This window comes from Arthrobacter sp. Y81, assembly GCF_002929335.1.
GTDB lineage: Bacteria > Actinomycetota > Actinomycetes > Actinomycetales > Micrococcaceae > Arthrobacter.
In genome coordinates this window covers 416,233-440,863 of sequence record NZ_PJIL01000002.1, presented here as the reverse complement: position 1 = coordinate 440,863, position 24,631 = coordinate 416,233, and the positions used below count along the sequence as shown (strand labels likewise).

24 protein-coding genes are annotated in these 24,631 nt (G+C 65.7%); 12 read left to right on the top strand and 12 right to left on the bottom strand.

Annotation, left to right across the window (positions count from 1 at the left end):
- Positions 1 to 128: 128 nt before the first annotated feature.
- The 4 genes from CXQ91_RS04675 to CXQ91_RS04660 are packed head-to-tail and all read right to left on the bottom strand — an operon-like array spanning position 129 to position 4,182.
- Positions 129 to 899, bottom strand: coding sequence for an ABC transporter ATP-binding protein (locus tag CXQ91_RS04675; RefSeq protein WP_104172747.1), 771 nt, complete (start codon positions 897 to 899; stop codon positions 129 to 131).
- The gene (locus CXQ91_RS04670) at positions 896 to 1,924 is read right to left on the bottom strand and encodes an ABC transporter ATP-binding protein (RefSeq protein ID WP_104172746.1); all 1,029 of its coding nucleotides are present in this window, start codon (positions 1,922 to 1,924) and stop codon (positions 896 to 898) included. Before CXQ91_RS04670 ends, CXQ91_RS04675 begins: the two co-directional genes overlap by 4 nt.
- Positions 1,921 to 2,889, bottom strand: coding sequence for a branched-chain amino acid ABC transporter permease (locus CXQ91_RS04665; RefSeq protein ID WP_104172745.1), 969 nt, complete (start codon positions 2,887 to 2,889; stop codon positions 1,921 to 1,923). Before CXQ91_RS04665 ends, CXQ91_RS04670 begins: the two co-directional genes overlap by 4 nt.
- 9 nt (positions 2,890 to 2,898) lie before the next feature.
- Positions 2,899 to 4,182: a branched-chain amino acid ABC transporter permease gene (locus tag CXQ91_RS04660; RefSeq protein ID WP_104172855.1), complete on the bottom strand. Its 1,284-nt coding sequence runs from the start codon at positions 4,180 to 4,182 to the stop codon at positions 2,899 to 2,901.
- Between the two features lie 517 nt (positions 4,183 to 4,699).
- Here CXQ91_RS04660 and CXQ91_RS04655 point away from each other — a divergent pair.
- Positions 4,700 to 5,608: a Bax inhibitor-1/YccA family protein gene (locus CXQ91_RS04655; protein WP_104172744.1), complete on the top strand. Its 909-nt coding sequence runs from the start codon at positions 4,700 to 4,702 to the stop codon at positions 5,606 to 5,608.
- Positions 5,609 to 5,699: 91 nt separating this feature from the next.
- Here the strand turns inward: CXQ91_RS04655 and CXQ91_RS04650 are convergent, their stop codons facing one another.
- From CXQ91_RS04650 to galT, 3 genes are read right to left on the bottom strand one after another with little or no spacing between them, the layout of a single operon-like run.
- Positions 5,700 to 6,938: an acetyl-CoA C-acetyltransferase gene (locus CXQ91_RS04650; RefSeq protein ID WP_104172743.1), complete on the bottom strand. Its 1,239-nt coding sequence runs from the start codon at positions 6,936 to 6,938 to the stop codon at positions 5,700 to 5,702.
- A gap of 20 nt (positions 6,939 to 6,958) precedes the next feature.
- Positions 6,959 to 8,134: a galactokinase gene (gene galK / locus CXQ91_RS04645; RefSeq protein WP_104172742.1), complete on the bottom strand. Its 1,176-nt coding sequence runs from the start codon at positions 8,132 to 8,134 to the stop codon at positions 6,959 to 6,961.
- Entirely contained in the window at positions 8,131 to 9,276 is a 1,146-nt protein-coding gene (gene galT / locus CXQ91_RS04640; protein ID WP_104172741.1) for a galactose-1-phosphate uridylyltransferase, read from the bottom strand. The genes galK and galT overlap by 4 nt, the downstream gene beginning before the upstream one ends.
- 180 nt (positions 9,277 to 9,456) lie before the next feature.
- Between galT and CXQ91_RS04635 the strand changes: the two genes are divergently transcribed.
- The 4 genes from CXQ91_RS04635 (at position 9,457) to CXQ91_RS04620 (ending at position 13,739) form a co-directional block, all read left to right on the top strand.
- Positions 9,457 to 10,383, top strand: a complete 927-nt coding sequence (locus tag CXQ91_RS04635) for an aldose 1-epimerase family protein (protein ID WP_104172740.1) — start codon at positions 9,457 to 9,459, stop codon at positions 10,381 to 10,383.
- 99 nt (positions 10,384 to 10,482) lie between these two features.
- On the top strand, positions 10,483 to 11,862 hold the full coding sequence (locus CXQ91_RS04630; RefSeq protein ID WP_104172739.1) for an AI-2E family transporter: 1,380 nt from the start codon (positions 10,483 to 10,485) through the stop codon (positions 11,860 to 11,862).
- Between the two features lie 3 nt (positions 11,863 to 11,865).
- Positions 11,866 to 13,104 (top strand): threonine ammonia-lyase, encoded by a 1,239-nt coding sequence (gene ilvA, locus CXQ91_RS04625; protein ID WP_104172738.1) that lies wholly within the window; start codon positions 11,866 to 11,868, stop codon positions 13,102 to 13,104.
- Between the two features lie 5 nt (positions 13,105 to 13,109).
- A complete protein-coding gene (locus CXQ91_RS04620; protein WP_104172737.1) occupies positions 13,110 to 13,739 on the top strand; it encodes a rhomboid family intramembrane serine protease in 630 nt (209 codons plus the stop codon).
- Between the two features lie 91 nt (positions 13,740 to 13,830).
- On the opposite strand, the gene greA is transcribed toward CXQ91_RS04620, so the two are convergent.
- Entirely contained in the window at positions 13,831 to 14,325 is a 495-nt protein-coding gene (greA, locus tag CXQ91_RS04615) for a transcription elongation factor GreA (RefSeq protein ID WP_104172736.1), read from the bottom strand.
- A 204-nt stretch (positions 14,326 to 14,529) separates the two neighbouring features.
- Positions 14,530 to 14,991: a DUF4307 domain-containing protein gene (locus CXQ91_RS04610; protein WP_258073824.1), complete on the bottom strand. Its 462-nt coding sequence runs from the start codon at positions 14,989 to 14,991 to the stop codon at positions 14,530 to 14,532.
- Positions 14,992 to 15,081: 90 nt separating this feature from the next.
- Here CXQ91_RS04610 and mca point away from each other — a divergent pair, with 90 nt between their 5' ends.
- The 3 genes from mca (at position 15,082) to CXQ91_RS04595 (ending at position 18,622) form a co-directional block, all read left to right on the top strand.
- The gene (gene mca, locus CXQ91_RS04605) at positions 15,082 to 15,987 is read left to right on the top strand and encodes a mycothiol conjugate amidase Mca (RefSeq protein ID WP_104172735.1); all 906 of its coding nucleotides are present in this window, start codon (positions 15,082 to 15,084) and stop codon (positions 15,985 to 15,987) included.
- Positions 15,988 to 16,053: 66 nt separating this feature from the next.
- A complete protein-coding gene (locus CXQ91_RS04600) occupies positions 16,054 to 16,434 on the top strand; it encodes a hypothetical protein (protein ID WP_104172734.1) in 381 nt (126 codons plus the stop codon).
- Complete coding sequence (locus tag CXQ91_RS04595; protein WP_104172733.1) at positions 16,412 to 18,622, top strand: thioredoxin domain-containing protein; 2,211 nt, start codon at positions 16,412 to 16,414, stop codon at positions 18,620 to 18,622. Before CXQ91_RS04600 ends, CXQ91_RS04595 begins: the two co-directional genes overlap by 23 nt.
- On the opposite strand, the gene CXQ91_RS04590 is transcribed toward CXQ91_RS04595, so the two are convergent.
- Positions 18,619 to 19,290, bottom strand: a complete 672-nt coding sequence (locus CXQ91_RS04590) for a hemolysin III family protein (protein ID WP_181038777.1) — start codon at positions 19,288 to 19,290, stop codon at positions 18,619 to 18,621. The genes CXQ91_RS04595 and CXQ91_RS04590 overlap by 4 nt on opposite strands.
- A 213-nt stretch (positions 19,291 to 19,503) precedes the next feature.
- On the opposite strand from CXQ91_RS04590, the gene CXQ91_RS04585 reads away from it, so the two are divergent.
- Together CXQ91_RS04585 and CXQ91_RS04580 are read left to right on the top strand one after the other, a co-directional pair.
- Positions 19,504 to 20,265, top strand: a complete 762-nt coding sequence (locus CXQ91_RS04585; protein WP_104172732.1) for an isoprenyl transferase — start codon at positions 19,504 to 19,506, stop codon at positions 20,263 to 20,265.
- Between the two features lie 267 nt (positions 20,266 to 20,532).
- The gene (locus CXQ91_RS04580; RefSeq protein ID WP_104172731.1) at positions 20,533 to 21,975 is read left to right on the top strand and encodes a PhoH family protein; all 1,443 of its coding nucleotides are present in this window, start codon (positions 20,533 to 20,535) and stop codon (positions 21,973 to 21,975) included.
- 52 nt (positions 21,976 to 22,027) lie between these two features.
- Here the strand turns inward: CXQ91_RS04580 and CXQ91_RS04575 are convergent, their stop codons facing one another.
- Positions 22,028 to 22,672 (bottom strand): GNAT family N-acetyltransferase, encoded by a 645-nt coding sequence (locus CXQ91_RS04575; RefSeq protein ID WP_104172730.1) that lies wholly within the window; start codon positions 22,670 to 22,672, stop codon positions 22,028 to 22,030.
- A gap of 27 nt (positions 22,673 to 22,699) precedes the next feature.
- Complete coding sequence (locus tag CXQ91_RS04570) at positions 22,700 to 23,497, bottom strand: hypothetical protein (RefSeq protein ID WP_181038771.1); 798 nt, start codon at positions 23,495 to 23,497, stop codon at positions 22,700 to 22,702.
- Between the two features lie 58 nt (positions 23,498 to 23,555).
- On the opposite strand from CXQ91_RS04570, the gene CXQ91_RS04565 reads away from it, so the two are divergent.
- Together CXQ91_RS04565 and CXQ91_RS04560 are read left to right on the top strand one after the other, a co-directional pair.
- Complete coding sequence (locus tag CXQ91_RS04565; RefSeq protein WP_104172728.1) at positions 23,556 to 24,116, top strand: A24 family peptidase; 561 nt, start codon at positions 23,556 to 23,558, stop codon at positions 24,114 to 24,116.
- A gap of 37 nt (positions 24,117 to 24,153) precedes the next feature.
- Entirely contained in the window at positions 24,154 to 24,624 is a 471-nt protein-coding gene (locus tag CXQ91_RS04560) for an NUDIX domain-containing protein (RefSeq protein WP_104172727.1), read from the top strand.
- Positions 24,625 to 24,631 lie beyond the last annotated feature (7 nt).

Here is a 24,631-nt window from a genome sequence, read left to right as displayed (position 1 = left end):
TGCGCGGGGAACGAGCGCAGGCGCCGAGCAAGTGGCTGCAGGGCGCCCGCGGGGGCAGCGCCGGTCCAGGAGCACAGAAAGGGCCGCCACCACGCGGTGACGGCCCTCCTGCAGCTCCTGGAGGCGGCCTAGACTTCGTCCGCCAAGGTGCCGAGGTAGAGCTGGATGACCTTGGGGTCCTTCATGAGCTCCCGGCCGGTGCCCGTGTACGCATCTTTGCCCTGGTCCAGCACGTAGGCCCGGTCGCAGATCTGCAGGCAGCGGCGGGCGTTCTGCTCCACCATGATCACCGAAACACCGGCACGGTTGATCTCGTGGACACGCAGGAAGGTCTCATCCTGCTTGACGGGGGAGAGGCCGGCCGACGGCTCGTCGAGCAGCAGGACGGCGGGCTCCATCATCAGTGCACGTCCCATGGCCACCATCTGGCGTTCACCGCCAGAGAGTGAGCCGGCCCGCTGGGCGCGACGCTTGGCGAGCTCAGGGAACAGGCTGGCGACGAAGTCGAACCGTTCGGCGAAATCCTTGGGCCGCTGGAACATGCCCATCTGCATGTTCTCCTCAATGGTCAAAGTCGCGAACACGTTGTTGTTCTGCGGGACGAAGCCCACGCCCTTGGACACGAGTTTGTTGGCCTTCAGCCCGGTGATGTCCTGGCCCCGGACTACAACAGAGCCCGAGTGCACCTTCACCAGGCCGAACATCGCCTTCAACAGCGTGGACTTGCCGGCGCCGTTGGGGCCGATGATGCCGATCAGTTCGCCTTTGCGGGCCTCGATGCTGCAGCCGTTGAGGATGTTGACGCCGGGAATGTAGCCTGCCACCAGGTTGGTGACCTTGACGACCGCTTGTTCCGCTGCGGCCGGTGTGGCGGCCGCAGCCGCGCTGGTGGCACTCATTCGGTCTCCTTCTTCCTGGGTTCGGTTTCGTCCGACTCTCCGGCGACGACGTCGATGGCAATGATGCCGGCGTCTTCGGTGCCGACGATCGACTCCTCGTCGGCCACCAGTTCGGCTGCCAGCTCCTTGATGCCTTCAGCGTCGCCCAGGTCCACGTCGTGGTGAGCGCCCAGGTACGCGTCGATCACGGCAGGGTTCTTCATTACGTCGACCGGCGGGCCCTCGGCAACGATCTTGCCTTCGGCCATGACCACAACCCAGTCGGCTATGTGGCGCACCATGTTCATGTCGTGCTCCACGAAAAGCACGGTCATGCCTTCCGCTTTGAGGTTCTTGATGTGGTCCAGGAGGGACTGGGTCAGGGCCGGGTTGACGCCAGCCATGGGCTCATCCAGCATGACCAGCTTGGGCCTGACCATCAGCGAACGCGCCATTTCGAGGAGCTTGCGCTGACCTCCGGACAGCGACGCTGCGTAGTCGTCCTTCTTTGCGTCCAGCTTGAACTTCTCCAGCAGGACGTTCGCCTGTGCGGTGATCTCCTTTTCCCGGCCGCCCCACAGGCCCTTGAATAGGGCCTTTGAGAGCCGCTCGCCGGGCTGTTCCGAGCCACCCAGCCGCATGTTTTCCATCACGGTGAGTTTGCCCATGACCTTGGTCAGCTGGAACGTGCGGACCATCCCCATCCGGGCCACCTTGTAGGGGGAGACGCCGGCGAGGCTGTTACCTTCGAACTGCCACTTGCCCGAGTTCGGCATATCGAACCCGGTGAGGAGGTTGAACAGTGTGGTTTTGCCTGCACCGTTGGGTCCGATCAGGGCGGTGATCTTGTGCCGGGGGATCTCGAGGTACTCGACGTCGACCGCGTTGATGCCGCCGAAGCTGCGGGTCACGTTTTCGGCCACGACGATGGGGTCCCGCTTCTTGCAGCCGGGAGCCGTTTCACCGGCGGCGATCGGCCGGGAGTCCGTCATGTAGTCGATTTTTTCGGTATTGCCTTGTGTTGGCACATTGAGTTGTTCGCTCATGCGAATGCCAGCTCCTTCTTGTTGCCAAAGACACCCTGTGGCCGGAAGATCATCAGCAGCATCAGTGCGACACCCACGAGGATGTAGCGCAGCTGGCCGGCCTGGACGGTGTTCAGCCAGGTCACGGCGCCGGATTCAATCAGGCCGTAGAGGATGCCCTGGGTAAGTGACAGCACCACCCAGAAAATCATGGCGCCGACCACCGGGCCGAGCACGGTCCCGAGACCGCCCAGCAGCAGGCAGGTGTACAGGAAGAACGTCAGCTCGGTGCCGTAGTTGGCAGGCTGGACAGCGCCGCGGGGAAGGGTGAAGATCATGCCGGCGAGGGCGCCGAGGACGCCGCCGATGACCAGGGCCTGCATCTTGTAGGCGTACACATTCTTGCCGAGTGAGCGGACGGCGTTTTCGTCCTCGCGGATGCCCTTGAGGACGCGTCCCCACGGGCTCCGCATCAGGAGCCACACCAGCACGCAGCAGACGATCACAAGTCCCCACCCGACTACGCGGATGAAGAAGTCCCTGTTGTTCATGCCGAGGTAGGAGCCTTCGGGGAACGGGTTCATGGAATAGAACCCGCCTTCGAAGGCGGCCAGGCCGTTGGCGGAACCGGTCACGGAGGTCAGCTGGTTGGTGGTGACGATGTAGCGGACGATTTCCGCCGCCGCGATCGTGACGATGGCCAGGTAGTCAGCGCGCAGGCGCAGGGTTGGAATACCCAGCAGCAGCGCGAAGATCGCCGAGCAGACGACGGCGATGAGCAGGCCGATGAAGAACGGCACGCCGAAGCTCAGTGTGGAGACGGCAAAACCGTAGGCGCCCACCGCCATGAAGCCGGCCTGGCCGAAGTTCAGCAGGCCGGAGTAGCCGAAGTGAACGGCGAGGCCGAGGGCGGCAAGCGCGTACGCCGCCGTCGTCGGGCTGAACAGTTCACCGGCAGCGCTGGAGAAAATAAATCCGAAGTCCATGGCTGTCTCCTAACCCACGCGCTCGCGACGGCCCAGGATGCCCTGCGGCCGGAACAAGAGGACAACAATCATGATGAACAGTGCTCCCACGTATTTGAGGTCGGCAGCAAGGCCGAACACGGTGGTCAGCTCCACGAAGATGCCGACGATAATGGATCCGATCAGTGCACCGAAGACGGTGCCCAGGCCGCCAAGGGTCACACCCGCGAAGATAAGCAGCAGGATCTGTGAACCCATGTCGAACGTAACGCCCGGCCGGTAGTAGGCCCAGAGGATGCCGCCGAGGGATGCCAGCATGCCGCCGGCGACCCAGACAATCCGGATCACGTTGTCGACGTCGATGCCGGATGCTGCCGCGAGGGCGGGGTTGTCGGCGACCGCGCGGGTCGCCTTGCCCAGCCGGGTCTTCAGCAGGATGATGCCGATCAGGGCGATGACGACGGCACTGATGATGAGCGACCACAGGTTGTTGGGCGAGATGGACACGGGCCCGATCTGGATCTCGGTGCTCTGTGCGTACGGCAGCTGCTGGGTGGATCCGCCGAAGTAGAACTGAATGACGTAGCGGACTGCCAGGGCGAGGCCGATGCTGACGATCATCATCGGCACCAGGCCGGTCCCGCGGCGGCGCAGCGGCTTCCACAGGCCGGCGTCCTGGACGTAGCCGAAGAGACCGCCGCCCAGCAGGGCCAGGATGATCGCCAGCCAGAACGGGAGGCTCATGGCATTGAAGGCGAAGACCAGGACTGCGCCGAAGGTGACCATTTCGCCGTGGGCAAAGTTGGTGAGCCCCGTGGTTCCGAAAATCAGTGAGAGTCCGACGGAGGCCAGCGCCAGCAAAAGGCCGAAGCTGAGACCGGCCACGAGCCTGTTGAGCAGGTTCTGGCCGAAGTCCTGTTGCTGGACCACGATGCCTTTGCCGAAGGCGAAGATCACGGAGAGATTGGAAGTCTGGCTGAAGGTGACGGAACGTGGATTTTCCTGGCCGTCGGCGAGCTTGATGCCTTCGGGGAGGGTGGATTCGTCCAGCTCCACTTCATAGGTGCCCTGGACTGGGACTCCGATGGTCCAGGCACCGTTGGCGCCTGATTTTGCGGTGCCGGTGAAATCGCCGCTTTTGGCGGTGATCGTAACGTCAGCGATAGGTGCGCGGGCATCGTCCCGCAGGAAGCCGCTGATGCTGTTCTGGAACTGCTGGTTCGACGGGGATGGTGTCGGCGAGGGGGTGGTGGCCTGCGATGCCGGGGCAACGACGAGCAGAATTGCGACCACGGCGGCAAAAATAGCCCCCACAGCCTTCAGCAATCCGCCGCGCCGTCTGTGCGACAGGCCTCTCGGTGTACTTCTCAAAATGAAAACCTCCACATGGGGGTGGTCTGGGTTGCGCCTTTACAACCACTGCGAACGGAGCAGGAGACCGATCGTGGCGCCAAATATGCGGTAGACAAACCGAATATCTTGTGATGTTGGTCACCCTGCTTGGGCTTATGTTACAGCTAGCAGACACCAAAGAAGCCCCGTGTAGGCACGCCTAAGATAGCGATCGGATAACAACCGTGAAGCTCAGCCTGAGAATTAATTCAGTTCAGCTAAAGAAAACTTTTGTTGAGTCTGCGTGTTCCTAAACAGTCGTCATGGCTGTCGAGGGTGACGCCGGGCACAGGAAACGTCACCGGGTGGCGGTGGTCCACGTCACGGTTGGGTTTCGGGTGGCCCCGCGGGGGAACTATCCCTGCCGCCCGCACGTGGAAATTGGTACCTTGAACTATAAGGATCACCACCTACCCCCTTTATTTGGAGGACACCCGCAATGGCACTTGGCGGAAACCCGATCTTCAACGGAAAGAATTTCCGTGGAGCCACCCAGGCACCGCCTGTTCCGCAGGCGCAGTACGGCCAGAACGCCTACGGTCAGCAGTACGGCCAAGCCCCTGGCCGCGCCCCCGGCCAGGTCATGGACGCGCAGGGCGGCTGGATGGCCCAGCAGCAGAACATGACCCATGATCAGCTGCAGCAGATGTACAACCAGCCGGCAGCCGGCCCGGCCGAAACCGGGCGGATGACTTTTGACGACGTCATCATCAAGACGGCCGCCTGCCTCGGCGTGCTGATCGCCGGTGCGGCTGTGACGCTGTTCGTGAGCATGCCGCTGGCCTCGCTGCTGATGATCGTCGGCGCACTGGGCGGCTTCGTCCTGGCACTCGTCAACACCTTCAAGAAGCAGCCGTCGCCGGCGCTGATCCTGGCGTACGCGGGGCTGGAAGGACTCTTCCTCGGCGGTCTCACCCGCGTCCTGGACACGATGTACCCGGGAGTCGGCCTGCAGGCTGTCATCGGCACGCTGTCCGTCTTCGCCGTGACGCTGCTCCTGTTCAAGAGCGGCAAGGTTCGCGCCACGCCCAAGGCCATGAAGTTCTTCCTGATCGCCATGGTCGGCTATGCCCTGTTCTCCGTGGTGAACCTCGTCATGATGATGACGGGCCTGACGAGTGAACCCTTCGGCCTGCGCAGTGGAATTATTGGCGTTGCCATCGGCATCCTGGCGATCGGCCTGGCCGCGTTCTCCCTGGTCATGGACTTCACCAGCATCGACGAAGGTGTCCGCAACGGAGCCCCGGAGCGGTTTTCCTGGACCGCTGCTTTCGGCCTCACGGTGACCCTGGTCTGGCTGTACGTGGAGATCATCCGCCTGCTGGCGATCCTCCGCGGCGACGAGTAGGACCCAAGCCGGCGAACGCCGTCGTGCTTTAGCTGGAAAGGCTCCGCCAAACGGCGGGGCCTTTTCCCTTGGTGGCGAGTTTCCGGTCGGCTTAGCTAAGCCGCTCGAACACCACTGCCATTCCCTGGCCGCCGCCAACGCAAAGCGTGGCGAGCCCGAGCGTGGCATCGCGCTCCCGGAGTCCGTTCAGCAGTGTGGCGGTCATGCGGGCTCCGGTCATGCCGAACGGATGCCCGAGGGCTATGGCCCCGCCGTGGACGTTGAGCCGTGCATGGTCGATGCCGAGTTCGCGGGCGCTGGCCACCACCTGCACGGCGAACGCCTCGTTGAGTTCCACGAGGTCGATGTCCCCGATTGCCAGCCGCGCCCGCTCGAGTGCCACGCGGGTGGCTTCCACGGGGCCCATGCCCATAAGTTCGGGGGAAAGGGCGCTGACGCCCGTGGACACAATGCGTGCCAGCGGCTCCAGCCCCAGTTCACGGGCCCGGCTAGCGCTCATCACCACCACGGCGGCCGCCCCGTCATTCAGCGGACACGCGTTGCCGGCGGTCACCGTCCCCTCGCTGCGGAACACGGGCTGGAGCGCGGCAACTGCCTCGAAGGTGACTCCGGCGCGCGGGGAGTCGTCCAGCGCCACGACCGTGCCGTCGCGGCGGGTGTACGGGGTGATCTCGCGGGCAAAGAATCCCGAGGCTATGGCCGCCTCCGCGCGGTTCTGACTCAGGACCGCCCAGGCATCCTGCTCGGCCCGGCTGATCCCGTAGGTGGTGGCCACGTTTTCCGCGGTCTGTCCCATTGCGATGTAGATATCCGGCATCCGCCCGCCCAGCCGCGGATCGGTCCACGGCGTGTTGGATGCAGCCCGCGCCTCGGTACGCCGCCGGGCTGTGTCGAAGAGCGGGTTGTGCGTGCCGGCGTCGGTTTCGCCCGCGCCGGCCCAGTTGGGGTAGCGGGACACGGCCTCGACGCCGGCAGCCACGAACGCGTCACCTTCGCCCGCCTTGATGGCGTGGAAGGCCATGCGGATGGTCTGCAGGCTGGAGGCGCAGAACCGGTTGATGGTGGCGGCCGGAACGCCGTCCAGGCCGGCGAGGACGGTGACCACCCTGGCCATGTTGGAGCCCGCTTCACCGCTCGGTTCGGCGCAGCCCAGGTACAGGTCGTCCAGGCCCCTGCCGTCCGCGCCGTGGGGATCGAAGGACGGGACTTTGTCCAGCGCGGCCGTGACCATCGCCGCGGCCAGGTCATCCGGCCGCTCGTCCTTCAGGGACCCCTTGAAAGCGCGTCCGATCGGGCTTCTGGCGGCGGAAACAATGACAGCTTCTGACATGCGCCCAGCCTACGCCCGAGCTACACGAGCCGCATCGCCCCGGCCGCCGGAGTAACGGTGAAGATATCCGGCTTCCGGTACCCCGCTCGGGAGAAGGCCTGTTCGACGGCGGTGCGCACCTTTTGCTCCGCCGACAGCGGTGTGAGGGCGATCGCCGCACCGCCGAATCCGCCGCCTGTCATGCGCGCACCGATGGCTCCGCCGGTGCGGGAGGTGTCCACCGCCAGGTCCAGTTCGGGGCACGAAATCTCGAAGTCGTCCCGCATGGAACGGTGGCTGGCATCGAGCAGGGGCCCGATGGAACCCGGTCCGGCACTGCCGAGCAGTTCCACTGTCTGCAGGACACGGTCGTTCTCGGTGACGACGTGGCGGACCCTGCGGAACGTGACTTCGTCCAGGAGGCCGGCGGCTTCGTCGAGGTCCTCAACGCCCACGTCGCGGAGCGCCTTGACGCCCAGCACTTCGGCCCCGAGTTCGCATGAAGCGCGGCGGGAGGCATAGCCGCCGTCGGAGTGTGAATGGGAGACCTTTGTGTCGATCACCAGCAGGACCAGTCCGGCCGGTTCGGTCTCGAACGGGACGAGCCGGACACTTTGGTCCCTGCAGTCGAGGAAGACGGCGTGGTCCTTGGCGCCGCGCAGCGAGGCGGACTGGTCCATGATGCCGGTGGGGGCTCCGACGAAGTCGTTCTCGGCGCGCTGGGTGGCCAGGACCATTTCCTCGTCCTTGAGTCCGGCGCCCGTCACGTCATTGAGGGCGGAGATCACGGCGCACTCTATGGCGTGGGACGAGGAGAGCCCGGCGCCGAGGGGAACGTTGGAATCCAGCAGCAGGTCAAGGCCGGGCACCTTAATGCCGCGCTCCTGCAGCGCCCAGATGACGCCGAGGGGGTACTTGGTCCAGCCCTTGGCCCGTGAACCGTCGAGCGACGCGGTGTCCGCCGTCGTCATGCCCTGGTCGCCGTATGTGGACAGCAGGCGGAGGGTTGAATCGGGGCGGACGCGGACCGCCACCCGGGCCGTCCTGTCGATGGCGAACGGGAGGACGAAGCCGTCGTTGTAGTCGGTGTGCTCGCCGATCAGGTTCACGCGGCCCGGCGCCTGCCAGATACCGTCCGGGGCGGAACCGAAGGCGTCCTGGAACCGTGCCTCGAGGTCACTGCTGCCCAGGTCGCCGTTGCTGAGTGGGGCGGTCATGCGTGTGCGCCTTCCGGGAGTGGGTTGAGTGCTGATGCGGGAACCGTGACGGTGCGCAGCCGCTCGGCCACCAGTTCGGGGGTGGTGTCGTTAATGAAAGCACCCATGGCCGCTTCGGAGCCGGCCAGGTATTTGAGCTTATCCTCCGCCCTGCGGGGGGAGGTCAGCTGCAGGTGAAGGTAGCCTGCCGGGCGCAAGAGCTCATCGAGCGGGGCCTGGTGCCAGGCGGAGATGTAAGGAGTGGGCGTGGGGTAGAGGGCATCGAGCCGTTTGAGCAGATCGAGGTACACGTGCGCCAGTTCGTCTTTTTCCTCTCCGCTGAGCGCCGCCAGGTCCGGCACCTGGCGATGCGGAACCAGGTGCACTTCCAGCGGCCAGCGGGCCGCGAACGGGACGTAGGCACTGAAATTCTCGCCTTCCAGGACCATGCGGCTTCCGTCCTCGCGTTCCGACCGCAGGAGCGAGCCGGTCAGCGTCCGCCTGCCGTCGGCGTCGTCATAGAATTTCCGGGCGGCTGCGCCCATCACTGCTGCGCGCGGAGTGACGTAGGGGTAGGCGTAGATCTGGCCGTGCGGGTGGTGAAGGGTCACGCCGATGTCTGCGCCGCGGTTCTCGAACGGGAATACCTGCTGGATGCCCGGCAGCGCGTTGAGTGCCCCGGTGCGGTGCGCCCAGGCCTCCACAACGGTGCGTGCCCGCGTTTCACTCAGCCCGCTGAAGGACCCGGTGTGGTTTGGGGTGAAGGACACCACTTCGCAGCGGCCGAAGGCCGTGCCGGTGGTTCCCCAGCCGGCGTTGCCCGGAACCGGTCCCAGCGCCGGCCCCAGCGAGGGGAAACGGTTCTCGAAGACGACGACGTCGTAGTCCGGCGCCGGAATCTCCGAGGGGTTGGCCGGAGTCGTCGGGCAGATGGGGCACTGGTCCGCCGGGGGCAGGTGCGTGCGGCTCTGGCGGTGCGCGGCCACGGCCACCCACTCGCCGGTCAGTGCATCAAACCTGACTTCGCCCGGCTCGCTCCTGGCCGGCAGCTCGCGGCGGTCGGGGGTCTCCTCCGGCCTGCGCGCACTCTTTCCGGGCGTGGCGTCATCGAAATAGAGCAGCTCCCGGCCATCGGCGAGGTTGGTGCTGGTGATGTGTGTCATGCGTCTTGTCCTTTGCGAGCGGCTGCCACCGGAGCCCCGCCCTCGGGGCGGAACGGCTGGCATTTCCAATTCTCCCATAAAACGATCAAAAAGAAATAGTTTCGAACAAAAGTTAACATGCCTGCGTTGCGTGGTTCCGGCAGGGTGAGGCTACAGGCGTGAGCAGGTACGGTTGTGCCCATGACTTCGAGCACCCCTCATTCCCGCCGCTATGCGTCCGGCGGCCAGTACGAACTCCGTCGCGGTGATGCCCTGGCAGTGGTTACGGAGCTGGCCGCCGGCCTGCGGCTCTACACGCGCGGCGGCGTCCAGCTGACGGAATCGTACGGGGACGCAGACATCCCGCCGGGCGCCACCGGGATCACGCTGGCGCCCTGGGCCAACCGGGTGGAGGACGGGGTTTGGTACCTGGACGGCAGGAAGCAGCAGCTGGACATCACCGAAGTGTCCCGGAACAACGCCAGCCACGGCCTGTTGCGCAACGCCTCGTACGCGCTCGTGGACGAGTCCGAGTTTTCGGTGACGCTGGAAGCTCCGATCTTCCCCCAGCACGGATACCCCTTCCTGGTCCGGCACCGGGTGCAGTACGAGCTGGCTGAGGACCTGGGCCTGGTGGTCCGCCAGACGCTCCTCAACGATTCCCAGTCATCCGCACCCTTCGTTCTCGGGTCCCACCCCTACCTCAGGCTCGGTGACGTGCCTGCCGAGGATTTGGTCCTCACGGTGGGCGCCGGAAGCCGGCTTATTGCGGACGAACGCCTCATACCCCGCAGCGCGGAGCCCGTCAGCGGGGAACTGGACCTGCGCGGCGGCCGGACCGTTGCCGAACTGGACATCGACGTCGCCTACACGGACCTGGTGCTCGATGGCGGCGTGGCGCGCCAGACGCTGCAGGCGTCCGACGGGCGCAGCGTGAGCCTCTGGCAGGACGAATCGTGCGGCTACGTCCACGTCTTCGTCACGGATAAGTTCCCCGGCAGGCCAAAGGCTGTGGCTATCGAGCCTATGACCGGCCCGGCAAATGCGTTCAACAGCGGCGACGGCCTGCGCTGGCTGGCAGCGGGGGAGTCCTTCACCATGACCTGGGGCATCAGCGCGTCCCTGTAGTCCGGTGCTTCCACCAAGCGTGTCTGTCCCGTGCCGGGGCCCGGCGGCTGGTGGCCGTGGCGGTTTCCCATCGGGGCTCAGCTGGGGAAGTATAAGGCTATGACGCCAGCAGAGGACGCCGCACCAAACCAGAGCCCCGACGCTCAACCCGATGCTAAAACAGCAGGGTTGCCGGACGCCGCAGCGGCTGCGACTGCGGCAGCCGCACCTGCGTCTCCGTTGCGGGTGCTGACGGACCGCGAACTGGACCAGGACATTCCCTACGGTGTGCGGATCGCCGCCTCGTGGGCCTGGCGGCTGGGGCTCATTCTCCTGGTCAGCGCCGCGCTGATCTGGCTGCTGAGCAAGATCAGCTTCCTCATCATCCCCGTGATGGTGGCAGCCCTGCTGGCCGGCCTGCTGAGCCCCATCACACGATGGCTCAGGGCCCGGCGGGTCCCGAGCGGCGGCGCCGTCGCCATCACCGTGCTGGGCTTCCTCGGCCTCATGGGCGGCTCCCTGGCGCTCGTGGGACGGCAGCTCGTTCGGGGTTTCAGCGAACTGTGGAGCGAAGCGCTGACCGGGATCCAGCAGATCCAGGGCTGGCTGGCGGAAGGTCCGCTGCACCTGACGGCCGCCCAAATCGACCAGTATCTGCAGGACGCCACCGCTGCGCTGCAGAACAACAGCAGCAGCATCCTCAGCGGCGCCCTTTCATTCGGAAGCACGGCCGGGCATTTTGCTGCAGGACTCATCCTCGCCTTGTTCATCCTGATTTTTTTCCTCCTTGAAGGTGACCGGATTTGGGGTTTCCTGGTCCGGCTGCTGCCACGGAAAGCCCGCGCCGCCACCTTCGGTGCAGGCCGCAAGGGCTGGACGTCGATGGTCAGCTACGCCCGCATCCAGATGTTCGTGGCTTTTGTGGACGCCGTGGGAATTGGCGTGGGCGCAGCCATCATTGGGGTGCCGCTGGCGCTTCCGCTGGGAGTCCTGGTCTTCATAGGCTCCTTCATCCCCATCGTGGGCGCCCTGGTCACCGGAGCCGTGGCGGTGCTCCTTGCCCTCGTGGCGAACGGCTGGGTCAACGCGCTGATCATGCTGGGGATCGTGCTGCTGGTCCAGCAGCTGGAGAGCCACATCCTGCAGCCGCTCGTTATGGGCAAGGCCGTGGCCCTGCACCCGGTGGCGGTCATTCTGTCCGTGGCGGCCGGTTCCTACCTCGCCGGAATCCCGGGCGCACTCTTCTCGGTGCCCATTCTTGCCGTAGCAAACTCGGCGATTCGATATATTGCTGCCAGAACGTGGGAACATGAAGGAGTGCTGGCTGCGGCGGGCCCGGATGTAACCGGGGACTCCGGATCCAGCCAAGACAACACCTTCAAGGATGTCTACCTTCCCGGTGCGAATCCGGGCCGCGGCAATGGAGCCGCACAGTCAACGGGTACTCCCGCCGGACATGCCGGCCCGGACGCCCCAGCCGAATTCCCCAAAGGAGACTAGTTCGTGAAAACCCTCAATAGCCTGCCCGTCACGCTGGACAATGTCCTGGAGGCGCAAAAGCTGCTTGAGGGGATTATTACCCGGACCCCGGTGGAATCGTCCCGGGCGTTGGGCAGCATGGTGGGCGGCGACGTCTTCTTCAAGTGCGAAAACCTCCAACGGGCCGGCTCGTTCAAGGTCCGCGGCGCCTACGTCCGCATGGCCAAACTTGCTGCCGACGAGAAAAAGCGCGGCGTGGTGGCGGCCTCGGCCGGAAACCATGCGCAGGGCGTCGCCGTGGCAGCGAAGAGCCTGGGCATCAAGGCCCGGATCTACATGCCGCTTGGTGTGGCCCTGCCCAAGCTGGCGGCCACCCGCAGCCACGGCGCCGAAGTCGTCCTGCACGGGCATAACGTGGACGAAGCACTCGCCGAAGCCCAGCGCTATGCCGATGAAACCGGCGCAGTTTTTGTCCACCCGTTCGACAATGTGGACGTCGTTGCCGGCCAGGGCACGGTGGGGCTGGAAATCCTGGAGCAGATCCCCAACGTTGACACCATCCTGATGGGCGTCGGCGGCGGCGGGCTGCTGGCCGGCGTGGCGGTTGCAGTGAAGGCGCGGGCCCGGGAGCTGGGCCGGGACATCCGGATTATCGGTGTCCAGGCCGAAAATGCTGCGGCCTACCCGCCGTCCCTCGCCGCGGACGCCCTGGTGCCGTTGAAGAAGGTCTCCACCATGGCTGACGGCATTGCCGTGGGCCGTCCCGGGCAGCTGCCGTTCAGCATCATCCGGGAACTCGTGGACGACGTCGTGACCGTCAGCGAGGATTCCCTCGCCCGCGCGCTGATTTTCCTGCTCGAACGCGCCAAGATGGTGGTGGAACCGGCCGGTGCCGTGGGCGTGGCTGCCCTGATGGACGGCAAGATCGAGAATCCCGGCACCACGGCGGTGATCCTCTCCGGCGGCAACATCGACCCCATGCTCATGCTCAAAGTGATCCAGCGGGGCCTTTCCGCTGCAGGCCGGTTCATGACGGTGCGCATGATGCTGGATGACCGGCCCGGTTCACTGGCCACCATCGCCCGGATCATCGCCGAGAACGATGCCAACGTCACAGGCCTGGACCACACCCGCGTGGGCGGTTCCATCAGCATGGGAGATGTGTCCATCACCGTCAACCTGGAAACCAAGGGCCACGAGCACTGTGAGCAGGTCCTGGGCGCACTCCGTGCCGAGGGTTTCCAGCCGATCGTGGTCCACTAGGGGCCATGGTGCTTGACGCCTCGGGGGGACGAGCGCAAACGAGGCATACGCCTGCCGCACGCGCACAGGGCGGGCTGCTGGTGCTGGGGCTCTTCGTCGTGCTGCTGTTCGCGATCGAACTGGTTAACGCTGCCACGTTCCATTCCCTGAACAGGACGTTCGGCCTCCGGCCGCGAAGCGCCGACGGCCTGCTGGACATCCTCACGTTCCCGCTGTTCCACGCCAACCTCGGCCATGTGGTCTCCAACGCACTGCCGCTGATCATTTTCGGCTTCCTCGTTTTTCTATCCGGGCTCAGGGTCTTCGTCACGGCGGTGGCCTTCAGCTGGTTCGGCTCGGGATTGTTGGTCTGGCTGATCGGCGGCTGGGGGATCACAGTGGGCGCCTCGGGCCTGGTCTTCGGCCTTTTCGCGTTCCTGCTGGTGCGCGGGTTCTTCAACCGCAACTGGTGGCAGATAGCGCTGTCGGTGGTCCTGTTCCTTACCTACGGCGGAATCCTTTTCGGCGTCCTCCCCGGCGTGGCAGGCTTTGTCTCGTGGCAGGCCCACCTGGGCGGTGCCCTCGGCGGCGTCGCCGCGGCCATGCTGCTGAAGCCCCGGCGCGTTCCGCAGGAACGCCAGGCGACGGAAAGATAAGCCTTAACGAACGACGCCGGCCGTCCCCGCGAGGGGGAGGGCCGGCGTCGTTCGTTATAAGGCTGTTGCCGCGGTTCCGGAGCTGAAGCCCCTAGCCTGCGTACGGCTTGGCGGACATGATCTCCACCGTGATGTCCTTGCCGTTCGGTGCGGTGTAGCTGAGCTTGTCGCCCTCTTTGTGGCCAACGATGGCGGAACCCAGGGGGGACTTTTCGCTGAAGACATCAAGGTCCGAGTCGCCCGCGATCTCGCGGGAGCCAAGAAGGAACGTCTCCTCGTCGCCGGCGATCTTTGCCACGACGATCATTCCGGGCTCGACAATTCCGTCGTCGGCCGGGGACTCGCCCACGTGCGCGTCGCGGAGAAGGGCGGTGAGCTGGCGGATGCGGGCCTCGATCTTGCCCTGCTCCTCCTTGGCGGCGTGGTATCCGCCGTTTTCCTTGAGGTCGCCTTCCTGGCGTGCAGCTTCGATTTTCTGGACGATTTCCGCCCGGCCGGCGCCGGAGAGGTGGTCCAGCTCTGCCTTCAGGCGGTCAAAAGCTTCCTGGGTAAGCCAAGCTGCAGTTGCGCTGTTGGTGGTAGACACGGACTTCTCCTTTTTCGTGGTCAAACACAAGTTTGAGGTCAAACAAGCAAAGACCCCGCCACGGTGGCCACTTGTGGGACTCAGTAACCAGCTCAGCGGGGTAAAGGTATTGGTCCATTGTAGTCAATGCAGTGGACAAACCAAAGAAGGCCTGCGGTGTGGGTCACAGCCGGACTCCGGAAGCGGGACGGGAACTGCGGCCGGCTACTTGTCCGCGTCCGGAATCCAGCAGCTGTCCACCACGCCGGAAACTGAGAGGGACTCCGTCCGCACCACCGCGCGGTGGACCGTGGTGCGTCCGCCGTCGGCGGTGGCGTCAGCCGGGTTCGGCCCGATATCCACTACTTTCCAGCCGACCACGGCGAATTTGGAGTCCAGTGCCTTGACAGCGCATTTGACGCCGGTGGCGGGATCCTTGGTGACCTGGAAATCGATCTCCGCCTGGGTGGCGTCCGTGGTGCTGTAGCCGATGTCCTTGAACGTCACGGTTTCGGTGTTCAGGGAGGTGGAGATCCATGCCATGAAACCTATCCCGGCAGCCAGTGCAGCTATTCCGATGTTTCGCTTGGCCTTCCGGGAGAGGGCACGCTTTTGGCCCCCGTAACGATTGGCTAGGGTGGTACTTGCCGGCGCGGAAGTGGCCGGCTGATCCTCGGAAGTCACCATTCCAGTTTAGTGTGGATCCGAAGGGGAAAATTCCGTCCCCTCACCCGTTGACCAGCAACCTTGAAATCCGAAGAAAGTGAGCCGTTTCAGATGACAGCGTCCGCAAGCCAGTCAAAGCCGCTCCGCCTGCTGGCCGTTCACGCTCACCCTGACGACGAATCGAGCAAGGGCGCAGCCACCATGGCAATGTACGCCGCGGCAGGAATCGACGTCATGGTGGCCACCTGCACGGACGGATCGCGGGGCGACATCCAGAACCCTGCCGTGGAGAACGAGGCGCACCCCAGGCGCGACATGGCCGGCGCCCGGCGCCTGGAAATGGATAACGCCGCCAGGGTGCTGGGAATCCGCCAGCGCTGGCTCGGGTTTGTGGACTCCGGCCTGCCCGAAGGTGACCCGCTTCCGCCGCTGCCGCCAGGCTCGTTCGCCCTCCAGCCGCTGGAACGGGCGGCTGCTCCGCTGGTCAGGCTGGTGCGCGATTTCAAGCCGCAGGTGATCGTGAGCTACGACGAAAACGGCGGCTATCCGCACCCGGACCACATCATGGCCCACCGTGTGGCGGTCGAGGCCTTCGAAGCCGCCGGCGATCCGGAACGCTACGAGGGTATTGGCGAGCCCTGGGCGCCGAGCAAGCTTTACTATGACCGCGCCTTCAGCCCTGACCGCTTCCGTGCACTCCACTTTGCACTGGAAGAGGCGGGACTGCAGTCGCCCTACGCCGAACGGCTCGCAGCCTGGCTCGAGGCTGATGCGGAAGGCCACACGCTGCCGGCCCCGACGCATCCCACCACCACGCAGATTGACTGCGGGGACTATTTTGAAGCCCGGGATGATGCGCTCCGCGCCCACCGGACCCAGGTGGACCCCCTGGGATTCTTTTTCGCCGTGTCCCCGGACATGCAGCGCCGCGCCTGGCCCTGGGAGGACTACACCCTGATCCAGTCCCGGGTGCCCGTGGAACTGCCGGAAAAGGATCTCTTCGCAGGGCTAAGATAGAGCCAAGCCCATTTCTATGATCCGTAGAAGTCAGGGCCATCAATACGTTCCACAGAAGGTTTAACCGTGCATCACTTGCTCATCGCCCTCGCGACGGCCCCGGCACCCAGCCCCACGCCGTCCCTGCGCCCGGGCCTCTCAGAAGACCAGGTGACTCCGGGCATGTGGGGCTTCATCATGACGGCCTTCTTTGTCCTGGCCACCACGCTGCTGATCGTGGACATGGTGCGGCGTATCCGCCGCGTCCGCTACCGCGCACAGGTCGAGGAAGAACGTATGGCTGCATTGACTGCCGGAGATCAGGACACGCTGGAGGCGCCGGGAACCGGCGATTCCGGCACGCAGACTTCCGGCACGCAGACTTCCGACACCCAGTCCTCCGGCACCCAGGGCGGTGCCGGAGTCCGGACGGAATCAAACGGTGATGAAGGCCGCGGACGCAGCTAGCGGCGGAGCTGGCCAGGGGGGAGCCGCCGCAGCCCGGCCCGGCGCAGCCAATGCCCTGGGCGGGGAACCTTCCGCGTACCTGAGGCAGCACGCCGCCAACCCGGTCCACTGGCGGCCCTTCGGCGATGAGGCGTTCGGCTTCGCAGCGGAGCGCGACGTCCCCGTCTTCCTGTCCATCGGCTATGCGGCGTGCCACTGGTGCCACGTGATGGCGCACGAATCATTCGAGGACCAGGAAACAGCGGACTTCCTCAACGCCAACTTCGTGGCCATCAAGGTGGACAGGGAAGAGCGTCCGGACGTGGACGCCGTGTACATGGCCGCGACCCAGGCCATCAGCGGCGAAGGCGGCTGGCCGATGTCCGTTTTCCTCACACCGGACGGACGCGCCTTCCATGCCGGAACCTACTTCCCGCCCCGGCCCATGCCCGGCCGGCCCTCGTTCCGCCAGGTGCTTGAGGCGGTCCGCGATGCCTGGCTGGAACGGCGTGAGGGCGTCGAGCAAAACGCCGAGTCGCTGGCACGGGGGATGGCCGAATCCCAGCTTGCGGCAGCCGTCCAGTTGACCGGTTCGCCGGATCCTGTGGATGCGGAACTGCTCTCCGAAGCGGTCCGCGTCCTGGCCCGTTCCGAGGACCCGGACGACGGCGGATTCGGCACCGCGCCGAAGTTCCCGCCATCGCCCGTGCTGGAATTCCTGGTCCGGCACGCTGCCGTGGCGTCTGAAACCTCGGATGCGGCCAGGGACATGGCGGGCCGGACGCTCGCCGCGATGGCCCGTTCGGCGCTTTTCGACCAGCTGGACGGCGGCTTTGCCCGGTACTCCGTGACCCGGGACTGGTCCGTGCCGCACTTTGAAAAAATGCTTTACGACAATGCCCAGCTGCTGCGTGCCTATGTCCACTGGGTCCGGCTCGGAGGCGATTCCGTGTTCCCCGCCAACGAGGCGGCGGAGGTTGCCGCCCGCACTGCGGACTGGATGATCGAGGCACTTGGCGTCGCCGGTGCAGGGCAAGCGGAGGCGTTCGCCTCATCACTGGACGCCGACACCGTGGTGGACGGCAAGCACCACGAGGGGGCCAGCTACCTCTGGACTCCGGCGGAACTGCAGGACGTCCTGGGACCTGACGACGGCGCCGCTGCGGCGCGGCTGATGAATGTCCGGGCCGAGGGTACCGTGACGGCGTCGGCTTCTCCGCTGCATCCGGGGCGCCGGCTCGACGATGCCGGGAGCGCCCTGTGGGACCGGATCCGGCCGCGCCTCCTGGCCGCGCGTTCCGGGCGTCCGCAGCCCGCCAGGGACGACAAAGTGGTGGCTGGCTGGAACGGGCTGGCCGTCGCCGCGCTGGCCGAAGCAGGGGCGGTCCTGGACCGCCCCGACCTGGTGGCTGCGGCCGGGCAGGCTGCCGTTTACCTTGAGCGGGTCCACTGGCAGGCTCCGGGCGCAGGCGGCAAGGGCGCCGAGCCCGGCACCCTGGTGCGGGTGTCGCATGCCGGCCAGGCGAGGGGGATCGGCGGCCTGCTCGAAGACTATGCCTTCTGCGTCGACGGACTCCTGACCCTGTACGGCGTCACGGGTGCCGAGCGCTGGTACAAGCTGGCAGAAGCCATCCTGGAGGCCGCCTGCCTGAGGTTTGGTGCGGACGGAACACTGGTGGACACTGCCGGGGAGTCCTCCCAGGTGTTCAACGCACAGGGGCGGCGGGCCGGCCTTGAACCCTTCGACAACGCCACACCCAGCGGTGCGGCCGCGCTTGCCGGAGCCCTGCTGAGTTACTCGGCACTCTCCGGTTCCGCCGACCACCGGCTCATGGCAGGAAACATACTCGCGCTGCTCCCGCCGCTGGCAACGCGTGCGCCCCGGGCGGCGGGATGGCTCCTGGCCACGGCGCAGGCCGCGCTGGCGGGCCCGGTGGAGGCCGCCGTCGTCGGACCTGACGGTCCGGCGCGGGCGGCACTCCACCGCGCAGTGCTGCTGTCCGCCAGCCCTGGGCTGGTGGTTGCCGTGGCGCCCGACGCCGGGGGGCCGCCTGCCGGTCCTGTCCCGTCCGCCGTACCGCTGCTGGAGGGCAGGACAGCGGCGCCCGATGGCTCGCCGCAGGTGTTCCTCTGCCGCGGGATGGTGTGTGACCGTCCGGTGGGAACCGTGGCCGAACTGCTGGTGCGGCTGGCTGCGGGTCTGCCTTAGGCGGGTCGGCCGAGGACCGCGATGGCGATGGCGATGAAGTGTGCCGCAAAGGCGAACACCGTGAACGCGTGGAAGAGCTCGTGGAAGCCGAAGTGGTGGTAGCTGAAGTTTGGCTTCTTGAGCGCGTAGAAAACGGCCCCGGCTATGTAGAGGGCGCCTCCCACGCAGATCAGAACGGCGGCGGCAATGCTGGCCGCGAAAAAGTCCGGCAGGTAGAACAGCGCGCCGCAGCCCAGGGCGATGTAGATGGGCACGTAGAGCCAGCGCGGCGCATGCGTCCACAGCAGCCGGAACAGGACCCCCAGGATGGCGCCGGACCAGATGACCCACAGCAGTACCACAGCCTTGGGACGTTCCAGCAGGGCCCACGCCAGCGGCGTGTAGCTGCCTGCGATCACCAGCATGATGTTGGTGTGGTCGAGGCGCTTGAGGACGATCTTGACGCCGGGCGACCAGTTGCCGCGGTGGTACACGGCACTGATCCCGAACAGCAGCACCCCCGTCACGGCGTAGACGGCAGAGGCGATTTTCAGGTCGGCAGTGGGGGCCAGCAGGATCAGGACAAGCCCCGCAGCGAAAGCCAACGGTGCAGTCACGGTGTGGATCCAGCCACGCCATTTCGGCTTGATCATCAGGAGTTCCGCGATGCGGACTGCCGCATCGTCCATCGGGCTTGATTTCCGGCCGCGGCCTGCTCCCGACCCCGGGTGGGGAGTATTGCTTTCCATTGCTCAAGAATAAACTACGTTCCAGTAAGTTACTTTTCAGTAACTCCCGGGGGTGACCGAATGGTGGCACTCCGTGCACCGTGTGCCGGTTGCGGGCAGGTAGCCTAGGAATGCACTGCCGTCGTACATCAAGGAAGTCAGGTGAGTCTCCGGATGGAGTGGCCCGGGATCCTCTATGGCTTCTACGAACGCAAGCTCCTGCGCTCGCTGGACAAGGACCGAATCCCCAGACACATCGGCGTGATGGTGGACGGCAACCGCCGCTGGGCCAAGCAGTTCAATGCGCCCACCAGCCAGGGACACCAGGCAGGGGCCGACAAGATCCACGAGTTCCTCGGCTGGTGCCAGGAACTGGGCGTCAAAGTGGTCACGCTCTACATGCTCTCCACCGACAACATGAGCCGCTCCGGCGAGGAGCTGGACCTGTTGATGGGCATCATCGCGAACACCCTCGACCGGCTGGATGAGGATGCGGACATCTCCGTCCATGCCATGGGCGCACCGGAACTGCTTCCCGACTACCTTGCCGACCGGCTCAACAAGCTCACGGCCCGGACCCCGGCACATGAAAAAATCCACGTCAACGTCGCTGTGGGTTACGGCGGACGGCGTGAAATCGTGGACGCCGTCCGGGAACTCCTCCACGATGCCGTGGCCAGGGGCAAGGACATCGGCAAGCTCGCGGATGAACTTACCGTCGATGACATCTCGCGGTTCCTGTACACCCGGGGGCAACCGGACCCGGACCTGGTGATCCGTACGTCGGGGGAGCAGCGGCTGTCCGGCTTCCTGATGTGGCAAAGCGCCTACAGCGAGTTCTACTTCTGCGAGGCGCTCTGGCCGGCCTTCCGCAAAGTGGACTTCCTGCGGGCATTGCGCGACTACGCCGGCAGGCAGCGGCGCTTCGGCTCCTGACGGCGGCCTGCCTGCAGGGAAGGCGTGTCATGGCCGGTTCACGCGGAGTTCACGTGACCGCAATAAGAATCGCCGACGAATGGTTTGGGAAACAAAGCCGCGGGGAATTACGTTGATTCCATTAGCAGGCAAAATGCCGGCTAATCGGGGAGGCCAGTACATGGAGCGGATTTTCGCACCGGATGTATGGGAGGCCGGAACCGGCCTCGTGGCCGATCCGCCTCACCTATAAAATATCCGGGCGTGCGCCCCGGGGCTGGAGTCGATGTGGCTATTTCTGAACAACTGCCCGACGTCATTTCCGACCAGGGAGAGAAAGCTACCTCTCGCGCCAAGCGAGCCACCTCACAGACCGGTGCAGCGAATCATCACGCTGCGGCCGGTCTCGCTGTATCCGGCGAAAAGGCCGGAACAGACGACACTCTGTGGACCTTCGTCATCGACACCTCGGTATTGCTCTCGGACCCCCGCGCGCTGCTGCGTTTCGCGGAACACGAAGTCATTGTCCCGATCGTGGTCATTACGGAGCTTGAGGGCAAACGGCACGACCCCGAGCTGGGATACTTCGCCCGCAAGGCGCTGAGGCTCCTGGACGACCTCCGGGTCCAGCATGGCGGGCTCGACCATCCCATTCCGCTGGGCGACGACGGCGGCACCCTCATGGTGGAGATGAACCACATTTCCGCTGAGGTGCTGCCCGCAGGCTTCCGCGGCGGGGACAACGACAGCCGAATCCTCGCCGTCGCCAAGAACCTCGCCAACGAGGGCCGCAACGTCACGGTGGTCTCGAAGGACCTGCCAATGCGCGTCAAGGCCTCGGCCATGGGACTGCTCGCCGACGAGTACCGCAACGAACTGGTGAAGGACTCCGGCTGGACCGGGGTGGCCGAGGTCGAAGCGAGCGAAGAGGAGGTCTCCACCCTCTACGGCCACGAACCCGTCTTCATTCCGGCGGCGGCAGAGATGCCCGTCAACACCGGCCTGGTGCTGCTCTCCAACCGGGGTTCCGCCCTGGGCCGCGTGGGCGCGGACAAACAGGTCCGGCTGGTCAAGGGGGACCGTGACGTGTTCGGACTGCACGGCCGCTCCGCGGAACAGCGGCTGGCCATCGACATGCTGATGGACCCGTCCGTCGGCATCGTGTCGATCGGCGGCCGTGCGGGCACCGGAAAGTCGGCCCTGGCGCTGTGTGCCGGCCTCGAGGCCGTGCTGGAACGCCGCGAACACCGCAAGGTGATCGTCTTCCGGCCGCTGTACGCGGTGGGCGGCCAGGAGCTCGGCTACCTGCCCGGCTCCGAAGCGGAGAAGATGAACCCGTGGGCGCAGGCCGTCTTTGACACCCTCGGAGCCCTGGTCAGCCAGGAAGTCGTCGAGGAAGTCATGGACCGCGGCATGCTGGAAGTCATGCCGCTGACCCATATCCGCGGCCGCTCGCTCCATGATGCGTTCGTGATCGTCGATGAAGCGCAGTCGCTCGAGAAGAACGTGCTCCTGACAGTGATGAGCCGGATCGGCCAGAACTCGAAGATCGTCCTGACCCACGACGTCGCCCAGCGCGACAACCTGCGGGTCGGCCGGCACGACGGCGTTGCCGCCGTCGTCGAAACCCTCAAGGGGCACCCGCTCTTCGGGCACATCACCCTGACCCGGTCCGAGCGCTCGCCGATCGCGGCACTCGTCACGGAACTGCTTGAAGGGGCGGAAATCTAGCACCAGACTAGTGAAGGGCCGTGGCCGGGTTCACCCGGCCACGGCCCTTCGCCTACAGCCCCAGGTACTTGGCCGTGGCTTCGTGGCCTTCCACTTTCAGCGTCCAGTCGGGGCGTTTGAAGGTTTCCGGGGTCACTCGGACCCTCTGGACGTCCTGCCTGATGCCGCCCCAAGCCGAGCGGGTGACACCGTTCAGCTCGTAGCCAAGGGAGCGGGAGACGCCCAGGGATTTTTCGTTCCAGGCGGCTGCCTCGGACTCGGCGACCTCCGCTTTCAGGTGGTCAAAGGCGTAGCTGACGACGGCGGCGCGCATTTCCTTGCCGAGGCCCCGGCCGTGCACGGACTTCCGGAGCCAGGAGCCCGTGGTGACTGTCCGCAGGATGGCGAAATCCTTGGCCTCGATGTCCTGGCAGCCGATGATCCCGCCGTCGTGCCAGATGCCAAGCAGCATCGTCCAGGCTTCGGGGGAAACCCCGGCACGGCAGCGCCAGTACCACTGCGCCATGTTGGGGCCCAGCTTCTCAGCGGGAAATTCGTTCCACGGCGTGCTGAAGGGGCTGCGGCCCGGTTCGCTGATGCCCGAGAGCGCGGCTTCGACGGCCGCAGGGATGTCGTCGTCCCGGATCGGCCGCAGCACAAGCCGGGGCGTGGTCAGGGTGAGGCCCAGGGGCGGCCAGATGGCGGAGAGGTCGGTCATCAGGGAAGCTTAGCCTCTGGGCAGCGCTCAGCCGGTCACGTGCCGCGGTGAGATGTCCCAGCTGATGTGGCGGCGGACGTCCGTCAGGTTCATGGATTCCGCGAGGAAAAGGTCATCCAGCATGTACTCATCCACGGCCAGGATCCGGAGCCAATGGCCAAGATCCTTGGATTCGTCTTCCAGGGAGCGGCTTGAAACGCACACTCCGGTGCCGAGGTCGATCCTTATGAGGTTGCGTCCAGGCCGGCACAGCGGCGCTTCGCGGTCTGAGGGCGTGTAGGCGGCGTTGGGAATCACGATGGTTTCCAGCGCAGGGCGGCCCTCGTGGTCCACGGCGGTGATGGTGCCGAGTTCCACCGCGTTCGTGTTTGGAAATTCGATCGGGACGGGGGCGTTGCCGGCCAGCTCCACCGGGTCCAGCGCCGCGGCAAAGCGTCCGTTTCCGAAGCAGGGTTCGCCGTAGGCGGCCTCCGGGCGGCGCCGGACCAGTCCGCCGTCGTCGTACACGGGGGTGACCAGATGCGGAGGCAACAGCCACGACTTCCGCGTGGAACTGACGTAGAACCCGTCCTTTGAGTCGTTGATGCCCGTGGTGCTGTGCAGCACCACACCGGCAGCGGACTCCAGCCGGAGGGCGCCGGGCCGGCGAAGCCACGCACGCACGGTGTTGTCGGGGTCAGGGCCGGGTCCGTCGACGTATTCGAATCGGAGGGTTTGCCATTTCCAGGGCGACGAACGGCAGAGGTTCCGGAACTTCGTGGCCATGTCTGCGGGCCCATTCTGCTGACCGGTTTCCCCCTGGCGCCTCGCGTCCCATGTCGACATATCCACAGTTTACGCGCGGGCTCAGCGGCGGGGCGGGAAAATCCAGTAGCATCCGAGGGTGATCCAACGACTGGGCGAACTTTGGGAATCCACTCCGCTGGCCTTCTGGCTGGTGCTGGCGGCCTGCGCCTACTTCGGTGTGATGGCCGTACGGCTTACCGTCATCGACGTCAGGCACCACCTGCTGCCCAACAGGATTGTGTTCCCGTCCTACGCCGTGGGCGGCGTGCTGCTGCTGGCGGCGGCAGTCACCGTCCTGGTGGCCGGAGCGGACGTCGAGGCAGTGCCCGGCGGCGCCGCCCGGCTTTTCGGGATCCCGGGGGTCCGCATCCTGGCCGGCGGAGCGGTGCTGTGGCTCTTCTACTTCATCCTGCGCCTGGTCTATCCGCCGGGGATGGGGTTCGGTGACGTGAAACTCGCCGGTGTGCTGGGAATGTATCTCGGCTACCTCGGCTGGGGCCACGTGTTCGCCGGTACCTTCGCCGCCTTCCTCCTTGGCGGGCTCTGGAGCCTTGGCCTGCTCGCTGCCCGCCGTGGCACGCTCAAATCCGACATCCCGTTCGGCCCCTTCATGCTGGCCGGCTCCGCCGCCGCGATGCTGCTCCTGCCTGCAGGCTGAGAGCCTGCGCCGGCTTTGCTGCGGTTAGGCTGAAGCTATGCCAGCACCTGATTTCGTCCTCAAACTCCGGAAAAAAATAGGCCATGACCCGCTGTGGATTCCCGCCGTGCGGGGAGTTGTCTTCAACGGGGACGGCCACGTCCTGCTGGGCCAGCGCTCAGACTGCGGCAGGTGGGCCCTGATCTCCGGGATGCTGGAGCCTGGCGAGCACCCCGCGCCCGGGCTGGTGCGGGAGATCTTCGAAGAGACCGCCGTCGTTGCTGAAACGGAACGTATGCTGTCGGTCGGCGTTGTGGGCCCCGTGACCTTCCCCAACGGCGATGTGTGCGACTTCCTGGACATCGTGTTCCGCTGCCGCCACGTCTCCGGTGAAGCGCGGGTGAACGACGACGAATCCCTGGCGGTGGGCTGGTTCCCGCTGGACGGGCTGCCGGTACTCAGGCCCGGAGACCGGGAGTGCATCCGGCGGGCGCTGCTGCCGGAGGACACCGTCCACTACGAACCCTGAGCCCCCG